At 64.6% G+C, this 9,651-nt stretch carries 10 protein-coding genes; 6 read left to right on the forward strand and 4 right to left on the reverse strand.

Annotation, left to right across the window (positions count from 1 at the left end):
- The 5 genes from EOA29_RS14780 to EOA29_RS14800 form a co-directional block, all read left to right on the forward strand.
- A partial coding sequence (locus EOA29_RS14780) for an RNA methyltransferase (RefSeq protein WP_145969676.1) occupies positions 1–583 on the forward strand: 583 nt, incomplete at its 5' end.
- 10 nt (positions 584–593) lie between these two features.
- Positions 594–1,082: a signal peptidase II gene (lspA, locus tag EOA29_RS14785; protein WP_126091928.1), complete on the forward strand. Its 489-nt coding sequence runs from the start codon at positions 594–596 to the stop codon at positions 1,080–1,082.
- 121 nt (positions 1,083–1,203) lie between these two features.
- Positions 1,204–2,193 (forward strand): MDR family oxidoreductase, encoded by a 990-nt coding sequence (locus EOA29_RS14790; protein WP_126091927.1) that lies wholly within the window; start codon positions 1,204–1,206, stop codon positions 2,191–2,193.
- Between the two features lie 85 nt (positions 2,194–2,278).
- A complete protein-coding gene (locus tag EOA29_RS14795; protein ID WP_126091926.1) occupies positions 2,279–4,561 on the forward strand; it encodes a PAS domain-containing sensor histidine kinase in 2,283 nt (760 codons plus the stop codon).
- A 187-nt stretch (positions 4,562–4,748) separates the two neighbouring features.
- Positions 4,749–5,633, forward strand: a complete 885-nt coding sequence (locus tag EOA29_RS14800) for a GNAT family N-acetyltransferase (RefSeq protein WP_126091925.1) — start codon at positions 4,749–4,751, stop codon at positions 5,631–5,633.
- A gap of 121 nt (positions 5,634–5,754) precedes the next feature.
- Here EOA29_RS14800 and EOA29_RS14805 read toward each other — a convergent pair whose 3' ends face one another.
- Positions 5,755–6,387, reverse strand: coding sequence for a trimeric intracellular cation channel family protein (locus EOA29_RS14805; RefSeq protein ID WP_126091924.1), 633 nt, complete (start codon positions 6,385–6,387; stop codon positions 5,755–5,757).
- A gap of 107 nt (positions 6,388–6,494) precedes the next feature.
- Positions 6,495–7,142 carry a nucleotide exchange factor GrpE gene (gene grpE / locus EOA29_RS14810; RefSeq protein WP_126091923.1) on the reverse strand — a complete coding sequence of 216 codons (648 nt, stop codon included), beginning with the start codon at positions 7,140–7,142 and terminating at the stop codon, positions 6,495–6,497.
- A 215-nt stretch (positions 7,143–7,357) separates the two neighbouring features.
- Here grpE and EOA29_RS42250 point away from each other — a divergent pair, with 215 nt between their 5' ends.
- Entirely contained in the window at positions 7,358–7,558 is a 201-nt protein-coding gene (locus EOA29_RS42250) for a hypothetical protein (protein ID WP_126091922.1), read from the forward strand.
- Positions 7,559–7,617: 59 nt separating this feature from the next.
- Here the strand turns inward: EOA29_RS42250 and EOA29_RS14820 are convergent, their stop codons facing one another.
- Positions 7,618–8,238, reverse strand: coding sequence for a DJ-1/PfpI family protein (locus EOA29_RS14820; RefSeq protein ID WP_126091921.1), 621 nt, complete (start codon positions 8,236–8,238; stop codon positions 7,618–7,620).
- A 194-nt stretch (positions 8,239–8,432) separates the two neighbouring features.
- Positions 8,433–9,651: GMC oxidoreductase (locus tag EOA29_RS14825; protein ID WP_127221081.1), on the reverse strand; the 1,219-nt coding region annotated here is incomplete at its 5' end.

A 9,651-nucleotide genomic window follows, 5' to 3' on the forward strand; every position in this document is an offset into this window, starting at 1 on the left:
GAAACAGTTGCTCACGCCCACCACCCGCCGCGAAAACCCGCAAATGGTCGTCGGCGTCTTCGCGCAGCGGACGCTGCCGCTGAAGGACATCCGCGCCACGGACGGCGACGTCTGGGTCGCGCTCGACCGCGTGCGCGACCCCGGCAATCTCGGCACCGTCATCCGCACCGTTGATGCCGTCGGCGCCAGGGGCGTCATCCTGGTCGGCGATGCCACCGATCCGTTCTCGCTGGAGACGGTGCGCGCCACCATGGGCTCGATTTTCGCCGTGCCGGTCGCCAAGGCGACTGAAGAGGCCTTCCTTGCCTGGCGGCGCGACTTTCCCGGCCTCGTCGCCGGAACGCATCTGAAGGGCGCGGTCGACTACCGCTCGGTCGACTTCTCGAGAGGCCCTGTCTTGCTCTTGATGGGCAACGAGCAGCAGGGCCTGCCCGACAGCCTCGCTGAAAGCTGCGACCGGCTGCTCAGGATCCCGCAGGCTGGTCGAGCCGATTCCCTCAACCTGGCGGTCGCTACCGGCGTGATGCTGTTCGAGATCCGTCGCGGCGCGTTGAAGCTCGACCCCGCCACCGACATGCGATGAGGACTGCCAAGTGAAATCCTGGTCCCCTTACGCCCTGCTGGTCGTTGCCGCAATCGCGCTCGATCAGTGGATAAAGCAGATGGTGGAGAATGGCCTCGCCTTTCAGGAAAAGGTCGATTTCCTGCCTTTCCTGGCGCTGTTCCGCACCTACAACACCGGCATCGCCTTCTCGATGTTTTCGTCCTTCGGCGATACCGGCCTGGTGATCATCGCGGTGCTCGTGGTCGCCTTCGTGCTCTATCTGGCCGTGCGCACGCCCGCCGGTCACATCCTTGCCCGCATCGGCTTTGCCCTGATCGTCGGCGGCGCGCTCGGCAACCTGATCGACCGCGCCGTTTTCGGCCACGTCATCGATTATATTCTGTTCCATACCCCGGTCTGGTCCTTCGCGGTATTCAACCTCGCCGACGCCTTCATTTCCGTGGGCGCGGCACTAGTTGTCTTCGATGAGCTGATCGGCTGGCGGCGGGAAACCAAGCCTCAGGAGCCGGGCAATTGACCTCGCGCGGCCATCGCCTCAAAGTCGGCCCCTGAAGCAATTCCAGGAAACTGACGCGATTGCGGGAAAGCATGCAGCGGTTTTCCGTCCGCAAGGAAACGCCCGAACCGAGGAGACAAAAATGTCCGATACCTTCAAAGCCATCCTCGTTTCGCGCGATGCCGAGAAGAAGCAGTCGGTCGAAATCGTCGACCTCACCGAAGTCGACCTGATGGAAGGCGATGTCACCGTCGCCGTCGAGGCGACCACGGTGAACTACAAGGACGGGCTGGCCATCACCGGCAAGGCGCCGGTCGTGCGCCGCTGGCCGCTGGTGCCCGGCATCGATTTCGCCGGCACCGTTGTTTCCTCTTCCCATGCCGACTGGCGCAAGGGTGACAAGGTGATCCTCAATGGCTGGGGAGTCGGCGAGACGCATTACGGCGCCTATGCCGGGCGCGCCCGCGTCAAGGGCGACTGGCTGGTGCCGTTGCCGGACGGCATGAGCCCGCATGATGCGATGGCCGTCGGCACGGCCGGCTATACGGCGATGCTTGCCGTCATGGCGCTGGAGCGGCATGGCATCGTGCCGGATCGCGGGCCGGTGGTGGTGACGGGGGCTGCCGGCGGCGTCGGCTCGGTCGCCATCTCGATCCTCTCCACCCTCGGTTACCATGTCATTGCTTCCACCGGGCGCAATGCCGAAAGTCCCTACCTGATCGACCTCGGCGCGGCCGAGGTGATCTCGCGGGAGGAACTCAGCCAGCCGGCAAAGCCGCTCGCCAAGGAACGCTGGGCGGGTGGCATCGATTCGGTCGGCACCCACACGCTGGCCAACGTGCTTTCGATGACGTCCTACGGCGGCGCGATCGCCGCTTGCGGCCTGGCCGGCGGCATGGACCTGCCCACCAGCGTCGCTCCCTTCATCCTGCGCGGCGTCTCGCTGCTCGGCATCGATTCCGTCATGGCGCCGAAACCGGTTCGCCTCGAGGCGTGGCGCCGCATCGCCACCGATCTCGACCTCAAGAAGCTGTCGACCCTGTCGCGGTCGATCGGCTTCGACGGCATCATCGACGCCGCGCGTGACATTATCGACGGCAAGATCAGGGGCCGCGTGGTCGTCGATATGTAGCCGGAAACGGCGAAAATCCCGCGATCGCTAAAATTCGAACGATCCGTCGCAGCCTTCCATAATTTCTGTCTGGCAAGCTTTGCGCATGATCGCGGACTCCGGCATCGAGCAGGATGGCAAGGTCGCGAGCGGTGACGAGCCGAGCTCGGAGGCGCCGCCGCGGCGGATGCTTGCCGCGCCGCCGCCGCTGGCTCCCGAACTGCCGCCGGCCAGCCGCGAAGGCCTACCCTTCCTGACGATTGTCGCCATCGGCGTGCTGGCCGGGCTGGCGCATCTCACCGGCGCGCCGACCTTCATCACCATTGGCCTCCTTGTGACGGGTCTCGGCGGGCTCGCCATGCATCTGCGCAACAGGACGATCGAGCGCCGCACCGCGGCTCTTCTCGACGAGACCGCCGCCCGCAGCCGCGCCGAGATCGAGACGCTCGCCGACCGAATGTGGGAGATGCAGGAGAGCGAGGAGCGCTTTCGCGGCCTGATCGACGCGCTAGGCGATCTCGTCGTCCATCGCGACCGCGACGGCCATATCGTCTACGCCAACAAGGTCTTTGCCTCCCTAGTCGACGTCGACCAGCGCAATCTTGCCGGCAAGACGCTTTCCGAGCTCGGCATTGACGTCGGCATCGTGCCCGACGCCGCCTTCTCGGACCACGAGTGCCTGAGCTCCACCGATGTCGCCATCCGCACGCCGAACGGGCCGCGCTGGTTCTCATGGATCGAGCTGTCGGTGCGCGACAGGGATACGGGTGCTGTCTCGCATCGCGCGATCGCCCGCGACATCACGGCCCGCAAGCGCGCTGAATCGTCGCTGATCACTGCCCGCGAGCGGGCCGAATATGCGAGCCAAGCCAAGTCGCGCTTCCTCGCCACCGTCAGCCACGAGATCCGCACCCCGATGAACGGCATCATGGGAATGGCGAAGCTGCTTGCCGATACCGACCTTTCGCCGGAGCAGCGCACCTATGTCGGCGCCGTCTCGACATCGGCGAGCGCGCTGCTCGCCCTGATCGAGGACCTGCTCGACTATTCCAAGATCGAGGCCGGCCGCTTCGACCCCGAGCCGCAGCCGACGTCGCTGCGCGAGATCGCCGACAACATCATCGAGCTCATGGCGGCGAAGGCATTCTCCAAGAACATCGGCCTCGGCTGTCATGTCGAGCCCGACGTGCCGCAGATGATCACCGCCGATCCCGGCCGCGTGCGCCAGGTGTTGCTCAACCTCATCGGCAATGCCGTCAAGTTCACCGATGCCGGCGGCGTGCTGCTCACCGTCGCGCGCGCCCGCACCGAGAGCACGGACCGCATCTGCTTCACCATCGCCGACACCGGCCCGGGGCTGCGCGAAGAGGACATGGAGCGCATCTTCGAGGAGTTCGAGCAATCCGACGGCACTTCGACCCGGGTGCATGGCGGCGCGGGTCTCGGCCTTGCCATCTCCAAGCGGCTGGTGAACGCCATGGGCGGCACGATTTCGGTTTCGAGCCGGCTCGGCGAAGGATCCGAATTCGTCTTCGATATCCCTGCGACCGCGGCAACGGAGCCGCCGCAATATCGCCAGAGCATCCTCTCGGACCGGCGCGCGGTCATCGTATCGAAGAACGCTGTCGAGGCCGATGCCATCGCCCGCACAATCCGCGCCCATGGCGGCGCCGTCGAGATCGCCGCGACGCCGGAGCAGGCCGCGTCATTCGCCGCAAGCTGCAACGTGCTTCTGGTCGACGCCGCGCTCGAAAACAGCGACGGTCGCCTGCTCAAGCGCCTGCGCCAGAGCGGCTTTGCCGATTGCGAAGCCATCACCCTGATTGCGCCTACCGACCGCGGCATGCTTGGCGAATTCCGCGCCAGCGGTTACGCGACGTTCCTCGCCCGGCCGGTGCGCGGCGAAACACTGCTGCGCGTGCTGTTGACCAGCCATGTGCCCGCGCCCGCCGAGCCGCATCCGGAGCCGCGCGGCGCCACGTCCGTCCGCCGTCGTGACCAGAGCCTGTCCGTGCTGATCGCAGAGGATAATGACATCAACGCAATGCTCGCCCGCGCCACGCTGCTCAAGGCCGGACATCGCGTCAAGATCGTCGGCAACGGCAAGGCCGCGGTCGAAGCCGTCACCGACGCCGGTCTCAAGCACCGCTTCGACGTGGTTCTGATGGACCTGCACATGCCGGTGATGGACGGTCTGGACGCGATCGCCGCCATCCGCCGCCATGAGGAGGCAATGGCCGTGCCGCCGATCCCGATCATGGTTCTTTCCGCCGACAGCCAGGAAAAGACCCGCCACAGCGTGCTGGCCCATGGCGCCAGCGGCTTCGTCACCAAGCCCCTCGACCCCGATGCGCTCGTCCAGGCCGTCGAGGGCCAGGTTGCGGCATAACGATTTTTTTTAGGGCTTCTCGAACGCCTTGGATTGCCTGGCTTTCACATCCATAAGATAGCCGGTTGAGGGTATTGTCCAGCCGACGAAGTATTGCCGGCCCCGCCATATCACGGTACTGTCACAATCCTGTTGCACCTACACCGTATCCCCGTGCCAAGAGGGATGGCTCGAAGGAGAATCACTCGTGCATACAGTCATGCCTGAATGCGATACTCGGCCGAACGCCAGCGCCCTGCTCGGCGCGCGTACCGCCGATGCCGTCGCAAGCGGCGCTCCGCTGGGCCGTATCGGCAACCTCGAGGTGCGGCTCGCCCGCAACGAGGCCGAGATCGCCGCCGCTCAGGAAGTGCGCTACCGGGTATTCTATGACGAGCTTGGCGCGAGGAAGGATCTGTTCCAGGCGCAGAGCCGGCGCGACGCCGATCGTTTCGACCCGCTTTGCGACCATCTCCTGGTTCTCGACACGTCGCTTCCCGGCCCCGAGCACCGCCGTATCGTCGGCACCTACCGCCTTTTGCGGCAGGAGATCGCCACGGCCGCCGGCGGCTTCTATTCCGAGGGCGAGTTCGAGCTGACCAAGCTGGTCGCGCGCCATCCGGGCCAGCGCTTCCTTGAGCTCGGCCGTTCCTGCGTGCTTCCGGAATATCGGTCCAAGCGCACCATCGAGGCGCTCTGGCAAGGCATCTGGGCCTACATCAACCACTACGACATCGGCGTGATGACCGGCTGTGCCTCCTTCCATGGCATCGTGCCGGCGGCGCATGCCGAGGCGCTCACCTATCTCGCCCATCATTGCCGCACCGATCAGGCCTGGGATGTGCGGGCGGTGGCCAGCCGTTACTGCTCCATGGACCTGATGCCGATCGAGGCGGTGAACGCCAAGGCCGCGATCGCCGCGATGCCGCCGCTGGTCAAAGGCTATCTGCGCGTCGGCGCCCGCATCGGCGACGGCTGCGTCATCGACCACGAGTTCTCGACGGTCGACGTTTTCGTCGTCATGCCGGTCAAGGAGATCGGCGCCCGCTACGTCAACTATTATGGCGGTGAAGGCCAGCGCTTCGCGGCATAGCGAATAGCGAATAGCGAATAGCGAATAGCGAATAGCGAATAGCGAATAGCGAATAGAAGTAAACGATGTTGGGTTGGTCGTAACAACCCTATTCGCTACTCCCTATTCGCTATTCGCTCTTCTACGGAATATCTTCCGGCCTCCGCCCAGGCCGGCTCTTATAGGCCGGAAACGACCAGCCGAATTTGAGCGCCCCGCCGCGCACCAGGAAGGCGGCTGCGAAGCCGAGCAGGCTGGATGGCAGCGCCGGCATGCCGACCAGGTCGCAGAGCGTGAAGAGCGCTGCCCCGGCAAGCGCCGCCGTGACATAGATCTCGGGTCTCAGCAGCACGGAAGGCTCGCCGGCGAGCAGGTCGCGCAATATGCCGCCAAAGGTCGCGGTGAGCACCCCGGTGACGACGGACACGACCGGCGAGCCGGTGATCGCCAGGCCCTTTGCGGCTCCCATCACCGCGAAGGCGGCCAGTCCGATGGCATCGAGCCAGAGCAAGAGCTTGTAGCGGGATTCGACGCGATAGGCGCTAAAGAAAACGAGCACCGCCACGACGGCGCAAATCAGCACATAACCGCTGTTTGCGACCCAGAACACCGGCAGGTTCAGGATGACGTCGCGCAGCGTCCCGCCGCCGATGCCGGTGACGCTGGCCAGGAACAGGAAGCCGATGATGTCGAGCTCTTTGCGCGACGCGGCGAGCGCGCCGGTCGCCGCGAAGACGGCAACGCCGGCATAGTCGAGCAGTTCGATGGGATTCATGGGTGAGCGAATAGTGAGTAGCGAATAGCGCGTAGTAGTGAATACCACGAAGCTGTGCGGTTGGTAGCCAGCTTCGCTATTCGCTATTCGCTACTCACTATTCGCTATCAAGCATCCTTCTCGGCCTGCTCGTTCACCGGGCCTGGTTCGACCGGCGCCTCGGCGGCCGCCTTTGGACCACCCTTGGAAACGCCGACCATCGCTGGCCTCAGCACGCGATCGCCGATCGAATAGCCGGGTTGCACGACCTGGACGACGGTGCCGGCCGGAACGTCTGTGTTGGGCACCTCGAACATCGCCTGATGGAAGTTGGGGTCGAACTTCTCGCCTTCGGGCGCGAGCTTCTTCACGCCGTGCCGCTCGAGCGCCGACAGCATTGCGCGCTCGGTGAGGTCGACGCCCTCGATGAGCGCCTTGAAGCCGGCATCGCCGGAGGCCTTGGCCTCGGCCGGGATGGCATCCAGCGCGCGGCGCAGATTGTCTGACACCGACAGCATGTCGCGGGCGAAGTTGGCCACCGCGTAAGCGCGCGCGTCATGCACGTCGCGCGCGGTGCGGCGACGCAAATTCTCCATTTCGGCAGCTATGCGAAGCGCGCGGTCCTTCAGTTCCTCGTTTTCCTTCAGCAGCCGCACAAGCGCTTCGTAGTCGCCGTCGACGCCGCCTTCCGCGCGTTCGCCGGAAGCCTGGGCGCCGGAAGCCTGGGTGGCTTCGATTTCCTCGGGCGCGCGTTCGTCTTTTGCCTGGTCGCTCATCGCCGTTTCCCGTCATTCGGATTGGTTTGGATTTGCGCCCGATATCGAGGTTTGAAGGCCAAAAATCAAGGGGCAAGCCCCGGCGGCGCCATCTCCCGGTCGTTCCAGATTAATTCAAACTTTACCGTACCGAACGGCTTTGCTTGCCTGCAAGGGTCGATGCGGGAACCATTGCCGGGCGCGGGAGTTTCGAAGTCGACACAGGATTTTGGGACATGAACGGCAACGACAGCAATAGGCGCGCCAAACTTGCCGCCGATATAAGGCGGCGCGTCGGCACCGAAGCGACGAAACGCTTCCTGCGCACGCTGCCGGCATTTCGCCTGGAAAAAGAAGTGCCAAAGCGGCTCACGGACCTGCTCGACCGCCTCGACGAGGCAGAAGGGGGCGAAGTGGGCGGCGAACGGCATCCATAGCCTGCCGCCCTATGAAACTCGCCTACATGGGAAGCTAGCGGGGCGAGGCGCGGAAGGCGTCAGGCTGCCCTGCGCTCGTCGCGCATAAGCGCTTCACCATGACGGATTTCGGTGCCGAGCACCTTCAGGCATTCCCGCATGAAAGCGGCAAGCCCGGGCCATCCCTTGGCCGACACCAGATTGCCGTCGACATGCGCGCCGGTCGGCGCAACGTCGACATAGGTGCCGCCGGCGAGCGTCACTTCGGGCTCGCAATAATGCAGCGCCGCTACTTGCCTGCCGCGCACGACGCCATCGACAGCGATCAGGATCTGGACGCCGTGGCAAATGGTGAAGATCGGTTTGCCGGTCTCATGGAAGTGCCTGACCAGCGCCTGCACGCGCTTGTCGATGCGAATGTACTCCGGACCGCGCCCGCCGGCGGCGTAGACGGCGTCGTAGTCAGCCGGATTCACCTCGGCGAAGGTCTTGTTGAGGATGTAGTCGTGACCGAGCTTTTCGGTATAGGTCTGATGGCCCTCGAAGTCGTGCAATGAGGTCTTGAGCACGTCGCCGGCCTTCTTGTCGGGGCACACGACATGGACGGTGTGGCCGACCGCATGCATGGCCTGCTCAAAGACGAAAATCTCATATTCCTCGCTGAACTCGCCAACGAGCATCAAAATCCTTTTGCCTGCCATGCCGGTTCCTCCCTTTGCTGGCTATTTATTTCGGGGTGCGAAATAATAACCCTATCCTAAGGTCAAGACGACGTAAGGGGAAGTGCAAATCGCATAAGTGGTCTGACCAGATAGACTCGATCCTGTCAGCAAGCCGGCAATGCTGGCCAGGCTGAGGGAAAATCGATCACCCTGGTCTGACCAAGAGGCCGCGATCAGGCGGCCGCGCGGATCATGTCCGCGGCCTTCTCCGCGATCATGATCGTGGGCGCGTTGGTGTTGCCGCCGACCAGGGTCGGCATCACCGAGGCATCGACCACACGCAGCCCTTCCAGCCCGCGAACCCTGAGCATCGGGTCGACCACGGCCATGTCGTCGACGCCCATCTTGCAGGTGCCGGCGGGGTGATAGATCGTATCGGCGCGCGCCCTGATATGCGCCATCAGCTCGGCATCGCTGGCGGCGCCGGCCGTATAGATCTCCTTCTTGCGATACTTCGCCAGCGCCGGCGCCTCCAATATGGCGCGCGTCATCCGAACACCTTTGAGCAGAAGGTCGGCATCGCGCTCGTCCTGGAGGAAGCGCGGGTCGATGCGCGGCGGCGCCAGCGGATCCGCGCTCATCAGCCCCACCTCCCCGCGCGAATACGGTCGAAGCACGCAGACATGGCAGGAAAAGCCATAGCCCATATGCAGCTTGCGGCCATGGTCGTCGACGATGGCGATGCAGAAATGCAATTGCAGATCGGGACGCTCGATGGCCGGATCGGATTTGAGGAAGGCGCCGGCTTCCGCATAGGGCGTGGCAATCATGCCGGTGCCATCCTTGCGCCAGCGCAGCATATGCTTGATCAGGCCCGGCATGCCGGTGAGGCCGATGCCCATCAAATCCGTCTCCCGCGACTTCCAGGCCAGGATGAAGTCGAGATGGTCCTGCAGGTTCCTGCCGACGCCAGGCAATTCGTGGACGAGCGGGATGCCGTGCGCCGCGAGTTCAACCGCCGGACCGATGCCCGACAGAAGAAGCAGTTGCGGCGAGCCGAACGCCCCGCCGCAAAGGATGACCTCGCGTCGCGCTTCCGCTACCGCTTCGCCTCTGCCGATGCGATACCGCACGCCCTTGGCGCGCTTGCCGTCGAGCCAGACGCCTGTCGCATGCGCGCCGGTGACGACGGTGAGATTCGGCCTTCCGAACGCCGGATGCAGATAGGCGGCGGCTGCAGAGCAGCGCTCGCCATTGCGACGCTCACCCCAGAACTGCGTGACTTGGTAGAGCCCCGCCCCTTCCTGCTCCGGCCCGTTGAAGTCCTCGTTGCGCCTGATCTGGTTTTCTCCGCAAGCCTCGACAAAGGCTTTTGCGATCGGGCGCGGCTCCTGCTGCTCCGCCACCCGGAGCGGCCCGTCGCCGCCATGCAGCGCATCAGTGCCGCGCTGG

The sequence above is a fragment of the Mesorhizobium sp. M1E.F.Ca.ET.063.01.1.1 genome (genome assembly GCF_003998155.1).
Classification (GTDB): Bacteria; Pseudomonadota; Alphaproteobacteria; order Rhizobiales; family Rhizobiaceae; genus Mesorhizobium.